Origin of the sequence: Actinoplanes sp. M2I2, assembly GCF_023544445.1 — a bacterium.
Taxonomy (GTDB): domain Bacteria; phylum Actinomycetota; class Actinomycetes; order Mycobacteriales; family Micromonosporaceae; genus Actinoplanes.
Window position 1 is genome coordinate 396,055 of sequence record NZ_JALPVJ010000007.1, and the last position, 20,041, is coordinate 416,095.

Sequence of the window (20,041 nt, forward strand, 5' to 3'; positions counted from 1 at the left end):
GACGCAGCCCTGATCAGGGGCGGCGGCTGATCTCCGAGCCGCCGGCCAGGCGGGCCGCGCGGTCGGCCTCGGCCAGCGCGTCGAGCACGGCGTCGAGCTCACCGCCGAGCACCAGGTCGAGGTTGTAGGCGGTGTAACCGATGCGGTGGTCGGTGATGCGGTTCTGCGGGTAGTTGTAGGTACGGATCCGCTCCGAGCGGTCGACCGTCCGCACCTGGGCCTTGCGCGAGTCGGAGGCCGCCGCGTTCGCCTCTTCCTGCGCCATCACCAGCAGCCGGGAGCGCAGGATGCGCATCGCCGACTCCTTGTTCTGCAGCTGGCTCTTCTCGTTCTGACAGCTCACCACCGTGCCGGTGGGGAGGTGGGTGATGCGCACGGCCGAGTCGGTGGTGTTGACCGACTGACCGCCCGGCCCGGACGAGCGGAAGACGTCGATCCGCAGGTCGTTGGGGCCGATCTCGACGTCGACTTCCTCGGCCTCGGGCAGCACCAGCACGCCCGCCGCCGAGGTGTGGATGCGGCCCTGCGACTCGGTGACCGGGACACGCTGCACCCGGTGCACGCCGCCCTCCCACTTCATCCGGGACCAGACCCCGTGGCCGCCCTCGGGCACGCCCTTGGTCTTGACCGCCACCGAGATGTCCTTGACGCCGCCCAGGTCCGACTCCTGCGAGTCGATCACCTCGACGATCCAGCCGTGGCGCTCGGCGTAACGGGTGTACATGCGCAGCAGGTCACCGGCGAAGAGCGCCGACTCCTGGCCGCCCTCGCCCGCCTTGATCTCGACGATCACGTCCTTGGCGTCACTCGGGTCGCGCGGGATCAGCATCTCGCCGAGCTTCTCCTCGAGCGGCGCGACCATGGCCGCGACCGCCTCGACCTCGGAGGCGAACGCCGAGTCCTCGGCCGCGAGCTCCTTGGCCGCGGCCAGATCGGCCCGGGCCGCCTCGAGCTCGGCGTTGGCGGCATAGATCGGTGCCAGCTCGGCGAAACGCCGGCCGACCCGGCGCACGAGGGCCTGGTCGGCGTGGATGGAGGGGTCCTCCATCTGCGTCTCCAGCTGCGCGTACTCCTCGAGAAGGCTGGTCAGCCGATCGTTGCTCACGGGTCTCCCCCCAGATAAGCTTTGCTCCGACACGCGAACGGCGCCCGGCCCCGGCATTGCCGGGGGCGGGCGCCGTTGAAGCAGTTACTTCTTCTTCGCCGCGTTGATCTTGGCGTACTTGGCCTGGAACTTGGCGACCCGGCCCGCGGTGTCGAGCACGCGCTGCTTGCCGGTGTAGAACGGGTGGCAGGCGCTGCAGGTCTCGACGCGGATGTCGTCGCCCTTGGCGGTGCTGCGGGTGGTGAAGGTGCTGCCGCAGGAGCAGATGACCTCAGTGGTCGTGTACTCCGGGTGGATTCCGCTCTTCATCTTTACTCGGTCCCTCTCGATGAAATGGTCGCCGGGTCGCTGTCAGCACCGCGTCGTCCCGCTAGGACGACGAGCTCGGGCGTGAACCGGAACCTTCTGGCCGATGTACCAGTCTGCCATGCCGCCGCTTCCAGGCGAAATCGGCGTGACCTGAGCTCCAACAAGGGGCCCGGACCGAACATTCCCGTCGCTTTCCGACGGTTTTGACCGAGATCATTGTGGCACTCCGGCACCGGTATTGTCTGCTCGGGGGCGCGGAGACATGACGAGACTGCTGATCACGCGGGGACTGCCGGCGTCCGGCAAGACCACGTTCGCCCGCGAGCTCCAGCCGGACGTGGTGCGGGTCAACCGTGACGATCTGCGTCGCATGCTGCACGGCCGGCGCCTCTACACCGACCGGGCCGAGGCGCAGGTCACCCTCGTCCAGCGGGGCGCCGTCGAGGCGCTGCTGGCCAAGGGCACGAGCGTGGTCGTCGACGACACCAACCTCGGCGCCGAAACCGTACGCCGATGGGCCGCACTGGCCGCCCGGCACCGGGCGAGCTTCGAGGTGCACGACCTCACCGGTGTGCCGCTGGAGGAATGCATCCGGCGCGACGCCGTCCGCGACCCCGTCGACCACGTCGGCGAGGCCGGCATCCGCCGGTTGTACGACCGCTACCTCGCCGGCCGCCCGCTGCCGCTCGGACATCCGCACGCCGGCACCCGGAACGCCGGCACCCGGGACGCCGAGCGGTGAAATACCCACGCACCCACCACCTGCCCGGCTCGCCCGGCGCCCGGGGCGGGGGCCCGGTGCAGTCCGATCTGTCGTGGTTGGACGGTGAGCTGGTGGTGACCGAGAAACTCGACGGCGGCAACCTGACCTTCACCCGGGACGCGATCTACGGACAGTCCCCCGGCGCCGAGACGCAACCGGGTGAGCGGCCGGCCAAGGCGCTGTGGGCCATGACGTCGCACCGGATCCCGGACGACTGGCGGGTCTGCGGCGAGTCGATGTGGGCCCGGCGCGACATCGCCTACCGCGACCTGCCCGGCGTCTTCATCGTCTTCGGCATCTGGGACGAGACCGACACCCTGCTCGGCTGGGACGACACGGTCGACTGGGCCCAGCGTCTGGAACTGCCGGTCGTGCCGGTGCTCTACCGCGGCGGCAGCCTGTCCGAGGCCTGCTCGGCCTGGGCCGCCCAGCGCACCCCGCAGACTTCCGAGGGGTACGTCGTCCGCGCGGCCGGCCGCATCCCGGCCGACGAGTTCGCCGTCAAGGTTCTCGCGTGGGTGCGGGCCGATCACGGACGGACCGCGGACGGCGGGCACCGGTGGGACGACTCGTCCGCCGGCTTCCCGGTCAACGAGTTTGCCTGACCGGGCATCCCCGACGGGCCAGCGTGGCCGCCTCCTCGTCGAGATAGAAGGCCGGGCGCAGGTCCATCTCGTCGTAGTAGCGGTGGAACACGGGGGTGATCCCGCCGGACATCGGCGGCACGATCCACGTCCAGTCGGCGGGCACCCGACGGCCGGCCCTCTCCTCGTTGGCCAGGTGCTTGAGGAAACGCCGCGACTCCGTGTGGTGGTCGCTCATCTTGATGCCGGCCCGCTCGAACGAATGCAGCACGGCCCGGTTGAGCTCGACCAGCGCCCGGTCGCGCCAGAGCGTCGACTCCCGGGTCATGTCCAGCCCCATCCCGGCCGCGACCGCCGGCAGCATGTCGTAGCGGTCGCTGTCGGCCAGATTGCGCGCGCCGATCTCGGTGCCCAGGTACCAGCCGTTGAACGGCGCGAGCGGGTAATGCACGCCCCCGACCGTGAGCCGCATGTTCGAGATGGCCGGGACCGTGTGCCACCGCAGACCCAGTTCGGCGAACCAGCCGTACTCGGGATGGGTCAGCGGCACCTCGCGGATGGCCGCCTCGGGCAGCTCGTAAAGGCGTACGCCGTCGCCCGGGGTCTCGATCGCCAGCGGCAGCACGTCGAACTGGTCGCCCTTGCCGCGCCACCCGTACGCCCGCATCGAGTCGGTGAACTCCTCCTGCCGCGGATCACCCATCGGACAGCCGTCGGCGCCGCGGTATCCGGCGTACCGGATGAGTTGCTCGTTCCACACCCGGGCGTACGGCTGACCGGGTTGCGCCGCCGCGAAAACGCTGATGACCGGTCGGATCGGGCCGTCGCCGGCCGTCCGCAGATGGGTGACCAGCAGCGAGAAGATCTCGTCGGCGGTCCGCGCCCGGCGGCGGTCGAGGACGACGAGGCTGCGCCAGTAGAGGCGGCCGATGCACCGGCTCGCGTTGCGCCAGGCCAGCTTCGCGCCGTAGGCGAGCTCGTCGGTGGTGTGCACATAGGTGCCGGTGGCGGCGATCTGGGCCCGGACGACGGCCAGTCTCGGCTCGACCGGGCCGAGCCGCGGGTTCTCGGTGTAACACAGCCGCAGGAAGTCCTCGGCCTCGCCGGGATCGGCCGGCGCGGCCGGGTCCCACGCTTCGACCGGCACGTCCCGGTAGCCGGGCACATTCATCGGCGCCTCCCACCACTTTGCTGTTGGAATGGGAGGTTCGCACAGCCCTGACCGGTATCACACACACAGCTTGTGCGACAAAAAGGGCGCGGCCCCTCGTTGCCGAGAGGCCGCGCCCTGGTGCTGAGGCGATTACTCGCCCGGCGTGGACTTCGCGATCTGCATCAGGAACTCCACGTTGGTCCGGGTCTGCTTGAGCCGGTCGAGCAACAGGTCGAGGGCCGCGCCCGAATCGAGCGAGTGCAGCACCTTGCGCAGCTTGTGGATGATCGCCAGCTCTTCCTTGCCGAGCAGGATCTCTTCCTTACGCGTGCCGGACGGGTCGATGTCGATGGCCGGGAAGACCCGCTTGTCGGCGATCTTGCGGTCGAGCTTGAGCTCGGCGTTACCCGTGCCCTTGAACTCCTCGAAGATCACCGTGTCCATCATCGAGCCGGTCTCGACCAGCGCGGTCGCGAGAATGGTGAGCGAGCCACCGTTCTCGATGTTGCGCGCCGCACCGAGGAACCGCTTCGGCGGGTAGAGCGCCGTCGAATCGATACCACCCGACATGATGCGGCCGGAGGCCGGCGCGGCCAGGTTGTACGACCGGCCGAGCCGCGTCACCGAGTCGAGCAGCACGACCACGTCGTGACCCAGCTCGACCAGGCGCTTGGCCCGCTCGATGGCCAGCTCGGCGACGGTGGTGTGGTCCTGCGGCGGCCGGTCGAACGTGGCCGCGATGACCTCGCCCTTGACCGAGCGCTGCATGTCGGTGACCTCTTCGGGCCGCTCGTCGACCAGCACGACCATCAGGTGGCACTCGGGGTTGTTGTGGGTGATCGCGTTGGCGATCGCCTGCAGCACCATCGTCTTACCGGCCTTGGGCGGCGAGACGATGAGCGCCCGCTGGCCCTTGCCGAGCGGCATGACCAGGTCGATGACGCGCGTGGTGAGGATGTGCGGCTCGGTCTCGAGACGCAGCCTCTCCTGCGGATAGAGCGGGGTGAGCTTGTAGAACTCCGGACGGCGCCGGGCCTCGTCGGGCTCCATCCCGTTGATGGTGTCGAGCCGGACGAGCGGGTTGTACTTGTCCCGCCGCTGGTCGCCCTGGCCGCTGTCGCGGGGGGTGGCCCGCACGGCGCCGGTGACCGCGTCGCCGCGGCGCAGGCCGTGCTTCTTGACCTGCGACATCGACACGTACACGTCGTTCGGGCCGGACAGGTAGCCGGTCGTGCGCACGAACGCGTAGTTGTCGAGCACGTCCAGGATGCCGGCCACGGGGACGAGCACGTCGTCCTCGTTGACGTGCGGCTCCCGGCCGCCGCTGTCGCGCTGACCGCTCTCGCGCTGGCCGCTCTCGCTGCCGTCCCGCTCACCACGACCGCGACGACGGTCACGGAAACGGCTGCGACGGCTGCGACGGCCGCCGTCGCCGTCGTTGTCGTCATCGTCGTCGTTCGGGATGGCGCGACCCTGGTCACGGTTGTCGTTGCGCGGGCGGTCGTCGCGCTGACGGTCACGGTCCTCACGCGGGCGGTCGTCGCGCGGGCGATCGTCACGGGGACGGTCGTCGCGCGGCCGGTCGTCACGCTGGCGGTCGTCGCGCGGCCGGTCGTCACGCTGGCGATCGTCACGGGGACGGTCGTCACGCTGGCGGTCGTTGCGCTGACGGTCACGGTTGCGCTCGGCCCGCTCCGGGCGCTCGACGCGCTCGGTCGTCTCCGGCTCGACAGCCGGGGAGACGGTGGTGGCCGAGGGCGCCGTGGCCGCGGTCTCACGGGACTCCCGCGGCTCGCGGGACTCACGGGGCTCGCGCGCGGCGCCGTCGCGGTCACGACCGCGGCTTCGCCGGCTGCCGGACTCGACGGCCGGAGCCGTCTCCGGCTGTGCGGCAGCGGACTGCGGCGCGTCGATCGGCCCGGTGGGCGCCTCGGACGGCGCGGCGACGGGCGCCTCGATCTTGGCCGCCGCGACCACGGGAGCCGTCGCGACCACGGGGGCCGTGGCGACGACCGGCGCCGGGGTCTCGGCCTTGGCCGCCGCGGCGGCCTGGCTGCGCGGACGCGGGGCGCTCTCGGCGGCCGGGCCGCCGCTCTGCCGCTCGGTGATCGCGGTGATCAGCTCGCCCTTGCGCATCCGGGCGGTGCCGGAGATGCCGAGGGACGCGGCCAGGCTCTGCAGCTCGGGGAGCAGCATCGCGGACAGCCCGGTACCGCCTCGGCGACGCTTCGTGGCGGTCGCGGTGGTGCCGGCGCCGGCGTCAGCGACGTCAGAAACACCCGACGTCACGTCGGTGGTGTCGCTCAATGGATTCCTTCCGTCGGAAAAAGCCCGGGACTCCCGGTTCTGCAGCCTGGTGGCCGGGTGTCGCGGTACCCGCCTCGCATGAGCAACGCGGGAGTTTGTGCAGCACGGCAGCTCGACGGTGTCCCTGCTCGTCAAAGAGCTGACGAGTAGGTCTCGGCGAGTGCAGCGACCCGGAGATTGCTGCTCGGCGTGTGCCTGGTGAGAGGTGAGACGGCCAGACGGCCTTTAGAGTCTCGGGGGTGCGCGCCGAACCGCAGATCACGTGCTTCGCGGCTGTGCTGGTCTGCTGTGATAGGTCTTGAGCGTAGTCAACTCGTGCGACCTGCGGCAACAGGACCCCGCTAGGCGAGTTCCACCATACTCCCTTTGACAAGAGCTCCGTCGCCATCCACGCCCAACGTCTCGGCGCGCCACGATGTTCCCGGGTGGAAGTCGGCCGGGACCTCGGTCAACGCCAGCACCGACGGGCCCGCCCCGCTGACCACGGCGGCGACTCCGACCGAGCGCAGCGCGGCCACGAGCGACGCGGTGCCGGGCATCGCCTCGGCCCGGTAGCCCTGATGCAGACGGTCCTCGGTGGCCGGGAACAGCAGACCCGGGTCGGTGGTCAGGGCATGGGTGAGAAGCGCGGCGCGGCCGGCGTTGAACGACGCGTCGGCGTGCGGCACCCCGGACGGCAGGGCCGCGCGCGCCGAGGACGTGTATCCGCGTTCGGCCGGGATGAAGACTGTCGGGTGCACGCGGCTGGACGCGGGCAGCCGTACCGCGCGGGCGCCCGCCCCCTCCGTCCAGGCGATGGTGAACCCGCCGAGCAGGCAGGGCGCCACATTGTCGGGATGCCCCTCCAAGCGGGCGGCGATGCGGAGCGCGCCCTCGTCGTCGAGCCGGCCGCCGGCCAGGGCGCGGGCCAGTTGCACCCCGCCGACGATCGCGGCCGAGGACGAGCCCAGGCCGCGGGCCTGCGGGATGCGGTTGACGCACTCGACGGCGAGGCCGGGCGGGCGGCCGCCGAGCTCGTCGAAGGTCGCCAGCATCGCGCGCAGCACCAGGTGGGACTCGTCGCCGGGCAGCTCGCCGGCGCCCTCACCGGTCACCGTCACCGTGAAACCACCGTCGGTGACCCGGGCGGTGAGATCGTCGTACAGCGTCAGCGCGAGACCCAGCGCGTCGAAACCAGGACCGAGGTTGGCGCTGGTGGCCGGCGTGCGCACGGACACCGCATCGGTGGCGAAGGTCAGGCCCATCGCCACATGCTAGGCCTTGATCGTCGTCATCGAACTGTCGCACCCGGGAGGTAGGTTCTCCGCCGTGATTGCCATCGGGTCGTTCGTCGGCTTCTTCGTGGTCCAGCTCCCCGTCCTCGCCGTGCTGGTCGCGGGGCTCGTCGTGCTCTCCTCGCCGGCCCGCCGTCTGCCCGGGCGCAGCCACCAGTTCGCCCGCGCGGGGCTGATCGTGCTGCTGGCCGAGACGCTGGCCTCGATCGCCTGGAACATCGCGTTCACCCAGATCGTCGCCCGCACGGGCTTCTCGATGACCCAGGTCGGCCTGGCCGGCAGCATCGTCGGCTTCATGCTGGCGGTGCTGTTCGCGGCCGGTCTGGGCCTGCTGATCGCCGCGTTCGCCACGGTGCGGTCATTCAGTTCCGAGCGGTGAGGGCTGACCCGGCGCCACCCGCCGGGTCGCGATCCGCCAGCCGACGGCATAGAGCAGAGTGACGAGCCCGCAGCCGGCCAGGATGACCCGCTCGTCGACGAGGTCGACCACCGCGGTGGCCCCCAGCTGGCTGATCGCGATGGCCAGCGTGGCCAGCATGAGGTCGGTCGAGAAGACCCGCCCCCGCAGCCGGTCGGGCACCTCGCCCTGCAGCGCGTAGTTCGACAGCACCCAGTTGGCTCCGCCGGCCAGGTGGGCCACGAAGACCAGCGCCAGCACCAGCGGAAACCACGGCGCCACCGAGACTCCGAGATAGCCCAGGCCGTAGAGCGCCATCGAGAGCGCCAGCCCCGGGAAGAGCCAGGACCGCCGGCGGATCACCGGACCGAGCACGAACGGCCCGGCCAGCGCGCCGGCCCCGCGCACCGCGAAGAGCAACCCGGCCCCGAGCACCCCGGCGCCGTGCAGGCCGGCGATGAGCGGAAAGACGGTGAGCACGCCGTTGCCGAGTCCGGCGGCCATCTTGACGGTCACCAGCGCCCGGATCCGCGGGTTCTCGCGCAGATAACCGAACGACTCGCGCAACGCGTGCCGGGTGCGCGGCGCGGGCGCGCCGGTCTCGCGGGCGGACTGCAGCGGACGGCGGATCGTCGCGGTCAGCGCCGCGCCGAGCAACAGGAGGACGGCGGTGATCCCGAAGCAGACGTACGGGCCGAAGGCCGCGCCGACCACGCCGCCGAGCGACGCGCCGACGATCGTCATCGTGCCCCAGGCCGAGCCCGAGACGGTGTTCGCCGCGGCCAGCTCGGACTTGTCGACCACGTTGGGCAGCGCGGCCGAGGCGGCCGGGGAGTAGAAGGCCTTGGCCACGGCGACCGCGCCGATCGCCACCAGGGCCAGCGGGGCGGTCGCGGCCGACCGGACGGTGAACAGCAACAGCACGGCGGCGAAGGCTGCGAGATTGGCGACGATCAGGATCTTCCGCCGGTCGAGCCGGTCGGCGAGCGTGCCCGTGTAGGGCAGCAGCAGCGCGTTGATGCCGGTGTCGGCGGCCAGCACCAGGCCGCCCCAGACCCCGCTGCCGGTGAGCTCGGGCAGGAGCACCAGCAGCGGGACCATCACGAACCAGTCGGCCCCGAACACGACCAGTTCGGCCGCGAAGAGCCGCCGGAAGTCACGGTTGCCGGTAACGACCGAGAACGCTGTTGCCACGTACACGGACGTTACCGTCCGGTCCCGGGCGACCGGTGGTCGCCGGTCACCCGGGAGCCGGGCTGGTCACTTCGCCGTCTCGGGGCCCTTCGGCATCTTGAGCACCTCGAACTGGTCGGTGTAGCCGCGCAGAGCGCCGCTCGACTGCGGCTCCGGCTTGTCGGCCTTGTCGTCGTCCGGGTCGACCGGCCCGGGCTCCGGCGCCGTCGGGGCCGAGCCCCGCTTGGCCAGGCGCTTGAGGCGGCGCTTCTCCTTGCTGTTCTCGACCATCGTGTAGAGCGTCGGCACCAGCACCAGGGTGAGCAGCGTCGAGCTGACCAGACCGCCGATGACCACAATGGCCAGTGGCTGCGAGATGAAGCCGCCCTCGCCGGTGAGGCCGAGCGCCATCGGGATCAGCGCGAAGATGGTCGCGATCGCGGTCATCAGGATCGGCCGCAGACGGTGCCGGCCACCCTCGATCACCGCCTCCTGCACGCCCATGCCGCCGGCGCGGTAGTGGTTGATCAAGTCCATCAGCACGATGGCATTGGTCACCACGATGCCCACCAGCATCAGCACACCGATCAGCGCGGGCACGCCCAGCGGGGTGCCGGTGATCAGCAGCAGGCCGATCGCGCCGGTCGCCGCGAACGGGATCGAGACCAGCAGGATCACCGGCTGGATGAGGCTGCGGAACGTCGCCACCATGATGATGAAGACGATCGCGATGGCCGCCAGCACGGCCAGGCCCAGCTGCTGGAACGCCTCGGCCTGGTCGGCGCTGGCGCCGCCGATGGTCGCCGTGGCGCCGGCCGGCAGGGTCAGCCCGTCGATCTTCTTCTGCAGGTCGCGAGTGGCCGCGCCCAGGTCGGAGCCGGTGTTGGTGCCGGTCACGGTGACCGTCCGGTCGCCGTCGACGCGGGTGACCTCCTCGGGGCCGTTGACCTCCTTGACGTCGGCCACGGTGCTGAGCGGCACCGGGCCGCGGGCCGTGGTCAGCGGCAACGCCCGCAGCGCGGCCGGGTCGGCCGGCGCGGCGCCGAACGAGATGACCACGTCCTGGGTGGCGCCGTCGACCGTCATCCGGCCGGCCGGAGCCGCGCGGAACGTGCCCGCGACACTCTGCGCGATGGCAGCCTCGGTAAGCCCGGCGCGCGCGGCGGCCTCTCGCTTCACGACCACGTCGAGGCGCGGGACGCTGGCCGCCAGCGAGCTCTTCACCTCGACCAGGCCCGAGTCGGTCATCGTCTTCTGCACCTGGTCGGAGGCGTTGCTGAGCGCCTCGGCGTCGGCCGACTTGACCTGCACCGAGAGCTCGTTGCCACCGCCGAGGCCGGAGGAGTCGGCCCCGATGCTGATCTCGCCGACGCCGTTCATCGCGGCGAACTTGTCGCGCAGCTGATCGGTCAGCTCGGTGGCGTCGGCGTCCTCGTCGAGGCCCACGTTGAAGCTGGCGGTGCTCGCGCCGCCGCCGCCGGCGAACGGGTTGAAGTCGCCGCCGCTGCCCAGCGACACCTGGTAGGTCTTGACCCCCTCGGTGTCGGCCAGCACGCCCTCGACCTGCTTGGCCGCGGTGTTGGTGGCCTCCAGGTTGGTGCCGACCGGCAGCTCCTGGGTGATGGTCAGCGAGTCCTGGCCCGACTGGTCGAGGAAGTTGGTCTCGAGCCGGGTGGCCAGGCCGAGCGTGCCGATGAGCACGACCAGGCCGATGGTCAGCGTGGTCCAGCGCCGCTTGGTGGCGAACCGGATCACCGGCAGATAGCCGCGCTGGAGCGGGTTGCGCCGCTCCTTCTCGTCGGCGGCCCGGCGGATCGCCTCGGTGTCGGCGTCGGCCGGCGGAGGCTTGAGGAACCAGTACGCCAGCACGGGCACCACGGTCAGCGCCACGAACAGCGACGCCAGCAGGGCCACGGTCACGGTCACCGCGAACGACGAGAAGATCTGGCCGACGAACCCGCCGACCAGGGCGATCGGGGCGAACACCGCGACCGTGGTCAGGGTCGAGGCGGTCACCGCGCCGGACACCTCGCGGACAGCCGCGATGATGGCGTGGCCCTTCGGTTCGCCGTACTCGAGATGTCTCTTGATGTTCTCCAGGACGACGATCGAGTCGTCCACCACGCGCCCGACCGCGATGGTCAGCGCGCCGAGGGTGAGCAGGTTGAGCGTGTAGTCGCCGATCCAGAGCGCGATCAGGGCGATCAGCACGGACAGCGGGATCGACACGGCCGTGACCAGCGTCGAACGGATGGAGAGCAGGAAGACCAGGATGACGATCACGGCCATGATCAGGCCGAGCAGGCCCTCGGTGGTGAGGCTCTCGATCGACCGCTCGACGAACGGGGCCTGGTCGACGACGACGGTCAGCTTGGCGCCGGACGCCTTCTCGAGGTCGGCCAGCTGGTCCCGGACGGCGTGCGAGATCTCGACCGGGTTGCCGTCGGGGCGCGCGGTGACCGCGATGCCCAGGCTGTCGACGCCGTCGGTGCGCGTGTAGGAGGTGGCGGCCGGCAGCTTGCTCTCGACGGTCGCGACCGAGCCGAGCTGCACCGGGCCCCGGGAGCCGGTCAGGTAGACCTGCTTGAGCTGGTCGACCGAGGTGAGCGCGCTGCCGACCTGCACGGTCAGCGATCGGCTGCCCTCGTTCACCGAGCCGGCCGGCACCGAGATGCCGTTCTGCTGGAGCACCGTGGTGATCGCCTGCGGGTTGACCCCGGCCGCGGTGAGCTTGGGCAGGTCGGGCGTGATCACGACCTGGGCCGCGCGGGCCCCGGTGATCTGGGTGTCGCGCACGCCGTCGATCGCGTTGAGCTCCGGCACGACGGTGTCGTTGAGCTTGTCGAGCAGCTCGCTCTCGTCGCCGCCGCCGGATGCGGCCAGCACGATCGCCGGGATGTCGTCGGTGCCGCCCGCGAAGATCGTCGGCGTGACGTCGTCGGGCAGGGTCGGCTGCACCCGGTTGACCGCGGTCGTGAGCTGGTTGACCGCGGCGTCGATGTCGGTGCCGAAGACGAACGCGACGGTCACCGTGGCCAGACCCTCACGGGTGGTCGAGGTGACGCTGTCGATGCCGTCGAGACCCTTGGCGGCGTCCTCGAGCGGTTCGGTCACCTGGTCCTGGATGACCTCCGGGCCGGCGCCCGGCAGGGTCGCGGTCACGAAGGCCGCGGGGAACTCGATCGACGGGAACAGCTGCTGTTTGAGGGACGGGATGGCAACGAGGCCGAAGCCGGCGATGACGATGGCGATCAGGGCCACGAGGCCTCTGTTGGCCAGGCTCAGCCGGGTCAGGAAGGACATGGGCGCTCCCCCGGTAAAAGTTCGTCCAGCATTGATAGTTTGCCCGACACGAACAAATGGTTTTCCGCCGGGGCGCACTGGTACCGTCCGTCATCAGATGGACGCAGTCCGGCCATCAGCGCGTCACAGAGGAGGGGTCCCGCGGCGGTGGCCGACGAAGCCGTACCTGACAAAGACCAGCTCATCGCCGACATTATGGGCACGCAGCAGCAGCTCCAGGACTTGATTGCCGAGGATCGGGCCGACCCGCTGTTCTCCTCGCATCTGACCCTGTCGCAGCTCAAGATCCTCATGCTGCTCGCCCGCCACGGCTCCGTCTCGGGCAGCGAGCTGGCCGGGATGCTCGGGATCGGCGCGGCCGCGCTGACCGGCATGATCGACCGGCTCGTGGTGCAGGACCTGGTGGCACGCGCGGAGGACCCGCACGACCGGCGGGTTCGCCGAATCGCGCTGACGCGCGCGGGCCGGGATCTCATCGGGAGCATCTTCAATGCGGGTCAGGAGAAGATGCGTACGCTCCTCAGCCGTCTCTCAGCCGAGGAGCTCGACGTCGTCGCTCAGGCGATGGCGCTGATCATGAAGGCGGCCGACTCAGGCGAGGCCTAGCTCCCGGGCGGCGATCAGCACATCGTTCTGGATCGTGGTCGGCGAGGGCGCGGTCGAGATCGCCCACTCCGGGTCCTTGAGGCCGTGCCCGGTGACCGTGCAGACCACCGTCGAGCCGGCCGGGATCTTGCCGTCGGCCGCCTGCTGCAGCAGACCGGCCACGCTGGCCGCGCTGCCCAGCTCGACGAAGACACCGACCTCGCGGGCGAGCAGCCGGTAGGCCGTGAGGATCTCCCGGTCGGTGACGGCGGCGATCAGGCCGCCCGAGGAGTCGCGGGCGTCCAGCGCCTTGGTCCAGCTGGCCGGGTTGCCGATGCGGATGGCGGTGGCGATCGTGGAGGGCTCCTCGACCACCCGGCCCGAGACGATCGGCGCGGCGCCCGACGCCTGGAAACCGAACATGCGGGGCAGCCGGGTGCTGTTGCCCGCCTCCTTGTCCTCCTGATAACCCATCCAGTACGCCGAGATGTTGCCGGCGTTGCCGACCGGCAGGCAGTGGATGTCGGGCGCGTCGCCGAGCGCCTCGACGATCTCGAACGACGCCGTCTTCTGCCCGTGCAGGCGGAAGATGTTGACCGAGTTGACCAGCGACACCGGGAAGTCCTGGGACAGCTTCGAGGCGAGCGCCAGGCAGTCGTCGAAGTTGCCGTTGACCTGCAGCAGCTTGGCCCCGTGGACGAGCGCTTGGGCCAGCTTGCCGAGCGCGATCTTGCCCTGCGGCACGAGCACCGCGCAGGTCACCCCGGCGCGGGCCGCGTACGCCGCGGCCGACGCACTGGTGTTGCCGGTGGACGCGCAGATGATCGCCTTGGCGCCCTCCTCGACGGCCTTGGACACGGCCACGGTCATGCCGCGGTCCTTGAACGAGCCGGTCGGGTTGGCCCCCTCGACCTTGAGGTAGACCTCCGCACCCGTACGCGCGGACAGCACCGGGGCCGGCACCAGGGGCGTGTTGCCCTCGTGCAGCGTGACCACCGGGGTCTTGTCGGTGACCGGAAGGCGGTCCCGATATGCCTCGATGAGTCCCCGATACATGGCTGTACTCCTCACGGTCTGTGGTTCAGCAGCCTTAGCGTGCCAAGTTTGCCGAATCTTGGGACGGAATGCCCACGTGTCGGGATCAGGCTCCACCCTCGACGCGCAGGACGCTGGCGATCGACCGCACGATGTCCAGCCGCGACAGGTCGTCGACCGTGGCGGCCAGGTTGGCGTCCGGGGCGCCGTGCGTGACGATCACCAGCTTGGCGTCCTCCGCACGGCCTGACTGCCGGACCGTCGCGATCGACACCTCGTGCGTGGCGAAGACCCCGGCCACGGTGGCCAGGACGCCCGGGCGCTCGGCCACGTCGAGACTGATGTGGTAGCGCGTCACCGCCGCGCCGATCGGCCGGATCGGCAGGTGGGCGTAGTTGCTCTCGCTCGGCGCGCGGGTGCCGGACAGGCGGTTGCGGGCCGCCGCGACGATGTCGCCGAGCACCGCGCTCGCGGTCGGCATGCCACCCGCGCCGCGTCCGTAGAACATGAGCTGACCGGCCGCGTCGGCCTCCACGAAGACGGCGTTGAAGGCGTCGCCCACCCCGGCCAGCGGATGGCTGCGCGGGATCATCGCCGGGTGCACCCGTACGCTCACCGACTCCTGGCCGGAGGCGTCCAGACCGCGCTCGGCGATGCACAGCAGCTTGATCGTGCAGCCCATCTCCCGCGCGCTGGCCATGTCGCCGGCGGTCACCCCGGTCATGCCCTCGCGGAAGACGTCGGCCGCGGTGACCCGGCTGTGGAAGGCCAGCGAGGCGAGGATGGCCGCCTTGGCCGCGGCGTCGAAACCCTCGACGTCGGCGGTGGGGTCGGCCTCGGCGTACCCGAGCTCGGTGGCCTCGTCGAGCGCCTCGCTGAAGCCGGCCCCGGTGGAGTCCATCGACGAGAGGATGAAGTTGGTCGTGCCGTTCACGATGCCGGTCACCCGGGTCACGCGGTCGCCGTGCAGCGACTCGCGCAACGGGCGCAGCAGCGGGATCGCGCCGGCCACGGAGGCCTCGTAATAGAGGTCGGCGTTACCCTCGGCGGCCGCGTCGTGCAGCGCCGCGCCGTCCTCGGCCAGCAGCGCCTTGTTGGCCGTGACGACGCTCTTGCCGGCCCGCAGCGCCTCGACCAGCCAGGTGCGGGCCGGCTCGATGCCACCCACCACCTCGATCACCACGTCGACGTCGTCCCGCTTGACCAGGCCGAGCGCGTCGGTGGTGAACAGGCTCGGGTCGATCGGCAGGTCGCCGCGCTCGCGGCCGAGCCGGCGCACCGCGATCCCGACGATCTCGAGCGGGGCGCCGATCCGGGCGGTCAGGTCCTCGGCCTGGGCGTGCAGCAGGCGCACGACTTCCGAACCGACGGTGCCGCAGCCCAGCAGGGCCAGACGGACTTTTGAAGCGCTCATCCAACATCCAATGCGAGCAGGTCGTCCTCGGTCTCCCGCCGCACGATCACGCGCGAGGCGCCGTCGCGCACCGCCACCACGGGCGGCCGAGGGACGTGGTTGTAGTTGCTGGCCATGCTCCGGCAGTAGGCGCCGGTGCCGGGCACGGCGAGAAGATCTCCGGGCTGCACGTCGGCGGGCAGGAATTCATCCTTCACGACGATGTCCCCGGATTCACAATGCTTTCCCACCACGCGGGCCAGGATCGGCTCGGCGGCACTGGCCCGGCCGGCGACCGTCGCCGAGTACGAGGCGTCGTAGAGCGCCGTCCGGATGTTGTCGCTCATGCCGCCGTCGACACTCACGTACGTCCGCAGACCGTCGAGGTCCTTGACCGTGCCGACCTCGTAGAGCGTGAACACGGACGGCCCGACGATCGCGCGGCCCGGCTCGATGGAGAGCCTGGGCTTGCGCAGCGACGCCGCCTCGCACTCCGACTCGACGATCTTGTTGATGCGTTTGGCGAGGTCGCCGGCGCTGCTCGGGTCGTCCTGGGTGGTGTACGCGATGCCGAAGCCGCCGCCCAGGTCGAGGTCGGGCAGCTCGACCCCGCGGGCGTCGCGGATCTGCGCCTGCAACTCGAGCACCCGGCGGGCCGCGACCTCGAAGCCGCTCGTGTCGAAGATCTGCGAGCCGATGTGCGAGTGCAGGCCGCGCAGCTCCAGCACGTCCTCGTCGAGGATCTTGACGGCGGCCTGGAACGCCGCGCCGCCGGCCAGCGAGAAACCGAACTTCTGGTCCTCGTGGGCGGTGGCGATGAACTCGTGGGTGTGCGCCTCGACCCCGACCGTGACCCGGACCAGCACCTTCGGCCTCGTGCCGGCCTCGGCCGCGAGCGCGCTCAGCCGGTCGATCTCCTGGATCGAGTCGACGATGATCCGGCCCACCCCGGCCTCGACCGCCCGGGTCAGCTCGGACACCGACTTGTTGTTGCCGTGGAAGCCGATGCGCTCGGCCGGGAAACCCGCCGCCAGCGCCACCGCCAGCTCGCCGCCCGAGCAGACGTCGAGGAAGAGGCCCTCCTCGTCGATGACCCGCACGACGGCCTTGCAGAGGAACGACTTGCCTGCGTAGTAGACGTCGGCTCCGGCGAACGCACCGGCGAAGTCACGGCAGCGGGAACGCAGGTCGTCCTCGTCGAGCAGGTAGGCCGGCGTGCCGTGCTCCTGGGCCAGCGCGGCCACGCTCACCCCGCCGATCTCGAGGTGGCCGGCCTCCGACCGGGTCACCGTGCGCGGCCACAGCTGCGGCACCAGAGCGTTCACGTCGTGGGGCGTGCGCAGCCAGGCCGGCCCCCGCTGTCCGAGGTCGCCGTGCAGCGCCCCGGCCTCATGAGCTCGCATCCCTACATCCTTTCGGGCGCCGAGACGCCGAGCAGGCCCAACCCGTTGGCGATCACCGTACGGGTGGCGTCGTTCAACCAGAGACGAGCCCGGTGCCCCTCGGTGACCGGCTCGTCGCCCTTGGGGGTCACCCGGCAGGCCGGGTCGTCGTAGAACCGGTGGTAGGCCCCGGCGATCTTCTCCAGCAGCCGGGCGACGTGGTGCGGCTCGCGCAGCTGGGCCGCCCGGGCCACCGTGTCGGGATACTCGCCGAGCGCCTTGAGCAGGTCGTTCTCGTGTTCCCCGGAGAGCAGCTCGGCACGGAAGTCGCCCGGCACCCCGCGGGTCACGCCCGAGTCGGCGGCGTTCAGGGCGATGTTGAACGTGCGGGCGGCGACGTACTGCACGTAGTAGACCGGGTTCTCGCGGCTCGCGCTGGTCCACAGCTCGATGTCGATGTCGATCGGCGAGTCGGACGAGTAGCGCGCCAAGGCGTACCGGGTGGCATCGACACCCAGGGCGTCGACGAAGTCCTCCAAAGTGATGACCGTGCCGGCCCTCTTGCTCATCCGCATCGGCTCGCCGTCGCGCACCAGGTTGACCAGCTGACCGATGAGGATCTCGAGGTTCTGCGCCGGGTCGTCGCCGAAGCAGGCCGACATCGCCTTCATCCGGCCGATGTAACCGTGATGGTCGGCGCCCAGCATGATCACGACCCGGTCGAAGCCCCGCTTGCGCTTGTCGAGGTAGTAGGCGCAGTCGGCCGCGAAGTAGGTCCAGTCGCCGTCCGACTTGCGCAGCACCCGGTCCTTGTCGTCGCCGAACTCGGTCGTCCGCAACCACGTCGCGCCGTCGGCCTCGAAGATGTGCCCCTGCTCACGCAGCCGGTCGAGCGCCTCCTGCAACTCGCCCCGGTCGTGCAGGTCCTTCTCGTTGAAGTAGGTGTCGAACTCGACGCCGAACTCGGTCAGGGACTGCTTGATCTCGGCGAACATGAGCTCGACGCCGACCCGGTGGAACGTCGCGAGCGCTTCGGGCTCGCCGAGTTTCAGCACATCGGGGGCCTCGGCGACCACGGCCGTGGCGATCTCGGCGATGTAGGCGCCGCCGTAGCCGTCCTCGGGCGCGGGCTCGCCCTTGGCGCTGGCGTACAGCGACCGGGCGAAGCGGTCGATCTGCGAACCGGCGTCGTTGAAGTAGTACTCCGTGCCGACTGTCGCGCCGGCGGCCCGCAGGACCCGGGACAGGGCGTCACCGACGGCGGCCCACCGGACCCCACCGATGTGCACCGGCCCGGTCGGGTTGGCCGACACGAACTCGAGGTTGATGCGCTCACCGGCCAGCGTGTCGGTGTGCCCGAACCGGGTGCCGGCCAGCACGATGTCGCGCGCCAGCAGGCCGGCGGCGGCCGCCTCGAGCCGGATGTTCAGAAAGCCCGGCCCGGCGATCTCCACCGACTTGATGCCCGGCTGACGGCCCAGCTCCTCGGCCAGCGCGGCGGCCAGCTCCCGCGGCGGCACCCCGGCCTTCTTGCCCAGCTGCAAGGCCAGCGTGGAGGCGTAGTCACCGTGCTCGGGGCTGCGCGGACGCTCCACCGCCGTGGTCGCGGGCAACGCCGAGACGTCGAGGCCGCGGGTCTCGAACACGGCACGAGCAGCTGAGAGAACGGTGGAAGCAAGCTTGGCGGGAGTCACCCAACCATGCTATCGGGGGTAGACTTCGACGCTCGGCGGCCACCCGAGCCCCGCCATCCTTCTTCTTAAGAATCGACGAGGCACGATGAGCATGAGCACGCCGGGTCCCGAGCGGGTCCCGCAGTCCGTCAAGGTCGACAAGACCTCCGGCCAGGGCAAGCCCCCCGTTTCCGCTGCCAAGAAGGCGGCCGGTCGAGGCCCCTCGGGCAAGACGCCGGCCGGCAAGGGCGGCGGCAAGGGCCGCAAACCGGTCACGCCGGTCAAGGTCGCGGGCAGCCGCCCGTGGGGCCCCATCGCGGTCGCCGGCGTGGTCGTGCTGATCGCCGTCGGCATCATCGGCTACGGCGTGTTCGCCGCCGTCAAGGGCTCCCGCGGCTGGGAGGACAAGGTCGCCGACATCGCGGGCGTGACCAACTACCGCGAGCAGAAGAACGCGGCGATCGACGCCCGCGACCACAAAGAGGGCCCCCAGCAGTACGTGACGAGCCCGCCCGTCGGCGGCGCCCACAACAGCGCCTGGCAGAACTGCATGGGCGACGTCTACGACCAGCCCATCGCCAACGAGCACGCGGTGCACAGCCTCGAGCACGGCGCCGTCTGGGTGACCTACAAGCAGGGCCTGCCGGCCGACCAGGTCGAGGTGCTCAAGCAGAAGGTCCAGGGCAAGGAGTACACGCTCATGTCGCCCTACCCGGGCCTCGACAAGAACGTCTCCGTGCAGGTCTGGGGCTACCAGTTCAAGACCGACGACGTCAACGACAGCAAGATCGACCAGTTCATCCAGGACACCCGCCTGGTCTCCAGCATGGAGCCCGGCGCGGCCTGCTCCAGCGGCAACACCTCCACCGGCCCGCTGGCCCCCGCCGGCGCGCCCGGCGCGGCGGGCAGCGGCAGCTGATGTCGGTCACTACCGACCCGGGGGCGGCGGCCACGGTCGCCGCCCCCGGCGGTGACACCCCGGCCCGCGGCTCGCGGCCCTGGCCGGTCGTCGCCGCCCTCATCCTCGGCCTGCTCCTCGGCGTCGCCGCCGGCCTGCTGATCCCCCGCTTCACGCACCCCGGCAACGACTCGGCCGAAGCCGGCTTCCTGCGTGACATGTCGACCCACCACGCCCAGGCCGTCGAGATGTCGATGCTCGCCCACGCCAACTCGACCAACCCGCGCATCGTCACCCTGTCCGGTGACATCGCCCTGACCCAGCACGGCCAGATCGGCTACATGCAGGCCTGGCTGCGCGACTGGGACCTCAGCCCCACCGGCACCCAGCCCGCGATGGCCTGGATGCCCGACTCGGCCGGCTCCGTGGTCAACGGCCTGATGCCCGGCATGGCCACCCCCGAGCAGCTCGACTCCCTGCGCAAGGCCTCCGGAAACGCCCTCGACGTGCAGTTCCTGACGCTGATGCGGGCCCACCACCTCGGTGGCATCCACATGGCGCAGGAGGCGATCGAGCTCTCCGACGACGAGAACATCGACTGGCTGGCCCAGACGATGGTCTCCGGCCAGCAGAGCGAACTGGCTTTGATCGACAGCCTCCTCAAGCAGACCCAGGGATCCTGAGCGGGCCGCCGGATACCGGTTGGC

The 20,041-nt window shown here is 70.8% G+C and carries 17 protein-coding genes; 6 read left to right on the top strand and 11 right to left on the bottom strand.

Features of this window, described 5'->3' with window-relative positions; genetic code table 11:
* Positions 1 to 13: 13 nt before the first annotated feature.
* Positions 14 to 1,105 (bottom strand): peptide chain release factor 1, encoded by a 1,092-nt coding sequence (prfA, locus tag HJC40_RS16315; RefSeq protein ID WP_250001924.1) that lies wholly within the window; start codon positions 1,103 to 1,105, stop codon positions 14 to 16.
* Positions 1,106 to 1,189: 84 nt separating this feature from the next.
* Positions 1,190 to 1,414, bottom strand: a complete 225-nt coding sequence (rpmE, locus tag HJC40_RS16320) for a 50S ribosomal protein L31 (protein ID WP_250001925.1) — start codon at positions 1,412 to 1,414, stop codon at positions 1,190 to 1,192.
* A 262-nt stretch (positions 1,415 to 1,676) separates the two neighbouring features.
* On the opposite strand from rpmE, the gene HJC40_RS16325 reads away from it, so the two are divergent.
* Together HJC40_RS16325 and HJC40_RS16330 are read left to right on the top strand one after the other, a co-directional pair.
* Positions 1,677 to 2,156: an AAA family ATPase gene (locus HJC40_RS16325; RefSeq protein ID WP_250001926.1), complete on the top strand. Its 480-nt coding sequence runs from the start codon at positions 1,677 to 1,679 to the stop codon at positions 2,154 to 2,156.
* Complete coding sequence (locus tag HJC40_RS16330) at positions 2,153 to 2,782, top strand: RNA ligase family protein (RefSeq protein ID WP_250001927.1); 630 nt, start codon at positions 2,153 to 2,155, stop codon at positions 2,780 to 2,782. The genes HJC40_RS16325 and HJC40_RS16330 overlap by 4 nt, the downstream gene beginning before the upstream one ends.
* Here the strand turns inward: HJC40_RS16330 and HJC40_RS16335 are convergent.
* The 3 genes from HJC40_RS16335 to thrB all read right to left on the bottom strand — a co-directional run bounded on the left by HJC40_RS16335 (position 2,766) and on the right by thrB (position 7,465).
* Positions 2,766 to 3,932, bottom strand: a complete 1,167-nt coding sequence (locus HJC40_RS16335) for a nitric oxide synthase oxygenase (protein ID WP_250001928.1) — start codon at positions 3,930 to 3,932, stop codon at positions 2,766 to 2,768. The two genes, HJC40_RS16330 and HJC40_RS16335, sit on opposite strands and share 17 nt — an antisense overlap.
* Positions 3,933 to 4,064: 132 nt before the next feature.
* Positions 4,065 to 6,221 (bottom strand): transcription termination factor Rho, encoded by a 2,157-nt coding sequence (gene rho / locus HJC40_RS16340; RefSeq protein ID WP_250001929.1) that lies wholly within the window; start codon positions 6,219 to 6,221, stop codon positions 4,065 to 4,067.
* A 341-nt stretch (positions 6,222 to 6,562) separates the two neighbouring features.
* Positions 6,563 to 7,465, bottom strand: coding sequence for a homoserine kinase (thrB, locus tag HJC40_RS16345; protein ID WP_250001930.1), 903 nt, complete (start codon positions 7,463 to 7,465; stop codon positions 6,563 to 6,565).
* Positions 7,466 to 7,529: 64 nt separating this feature from the next.
* Between thrB and HJC40_RS16350 the strand changes: the two genes are divergently transcribed.
* Positions 7,530 to 7,874 (top strand): hypothetical protein, encoded by a 345-nt coding sequence (locus HJC40_RS16350; RefSeq protein WP_250001931.1) that lies wholly within the window; start codon positions 7,530 to 7,532, stop codon positions 7,872 to 7,874.
* Here HJC40_RS16350 and HJC40_RS16355 read toward each other — a convergent pair.
* Both HJC40_RS16355 and HJC40_RS16360 read right to left on the bottom strand, forming a co-directional pair.
* Positions 7,854 to 9,086: an MFS transporter gene (locus HJC40_RS16355; RefSeq protein WP_250001932.1), complete on the bottom strand. Its 1,233-nt coding sequence runs from the start codon at positions 9,084 to 9,086 to the stop codon at positions 7,854 to 7,856. The genes HJC40_RS16350 and HJC40_RS16355 overlap by 21 nt on opposite strands.
* Positions 9,087 to 9,152: 66 nt before the next feature.
* A complete protein-coding gene (locus HJC40_RS16360; protein WP_250001933.1) occupies positions 9,153 to 12,368 on the bottom strand; it encodes an efflux RND transporter permease subunit in 3,216 nt (1,071 codons plus the stop codon).
* A gap of 147 nt (positions 12,369 to 12,515) precedes the next feature.
* On the opposite strand from HJC40_RS16360, the gene HJC40_RS16365 reads away from it, so the two are divergent.
* A complete protein-coding gene (locus HJC40_RS16365) occupies positions 12,516 to 12,974 on the top strand; it encodes a MarR family transcriptional regulator (RefSeq protein ID WP_250001934.1) in 459 nt (152 codons plus the stop codon).
* Here HJC40_RS16365 and thrC read toward each other — a convergent pair.
* From thrC to argS, 4 genes are all read right to left on the bottom strand, one after another.
* On the bottom strand, positions 12,960 to 14,009 hold the full coding sequence (gene thrC, locus HJC40_RS16370) for a threonine synthase (RefSeq protein ID WP_250001935.1): 1,050 nt from the start codon (positions 14,007 to 14,009) through the stop codon (positions 12,960 to 12,962). The two genes, HJC40_RS16365 and thrC, sit on opposite strands and share 15 nt — an antisense overlap.
* Positions 14,010 to 14,094: 85 nt before the next feature.
* Complete coding sequence (locus HJC40_RS16375) at positions 14,095 to 15,402, bottom strand: homoserine dehydrogenase (protein ID WP_250001936.1); 1,308 nt, start codon at positions 15,400 to 15,402, stop codon at positions 14,095 to 14,097.
* On the bottom strand, positions 15,399 to 16,784 hold the full coding sequence (gene lysA, locus HJC40_RS16380) for a diaminopimelate decarboxylase (RefSeq protein ID WP_250001937.1): 1,386 nt from the start codon (positions 16,782 to 16,784) through the stop codon (positions 15,399 to 15,401). Before lysA ends, HJC40_RS16375 begins: the two co-directional genes overlap by 4 nt.
* A 2-nt stretch (positions 16,785 to 16,786) precedes the next feature.
* Positions 16,787 to 18,457: an arginine--tRNA ligase gene (gene argS / locus HJC40_RS16385; protein WP_250001938.1), complete on the bottom strand. Its 1,671-nt coding sequence runs from the start codon at positions 18,455 to 18,457 to the stop codon at positions 16,787 to 16,789.
* A gap of 85 nt (positions 18,458 to 18,542) precedes the next feature.
* On the opposite strand from argS, the gene HJC40_RS16390 reads away from it, so the two are divergent.
* Together HJC40_RS16390 and HJC40_RS16395 are read left to right on the top strand one after the other, a co-directional pair.
* Positions 18,543 to 19,355 (top strand): DUF3105 domain-containing protein, encoded by an 813-nt coding sequence (locus tag HJC40_RS16390; RefSeq protein WP_250001939.1) that lies wholly within the window; start codon positions 18,543 to 18,545, stop codon positions 19,353 to 19,355.
* Entirely contained in the window at positions 19,355 to 20,017 is a 663-nt protein-coding gene (locus tag HJC40_RS16395) for a DUF305 domain-containing protein (protein ID WP_250001940.1), read from the top strand. Before HJC40_RS16390 ends, HJC40_RS16395 begins: the two co-directional genes overlap by 1 nt.
* The last annotated feature ends 24 nt before the right edge of the window (positions 20,018 to 20,041 follow it).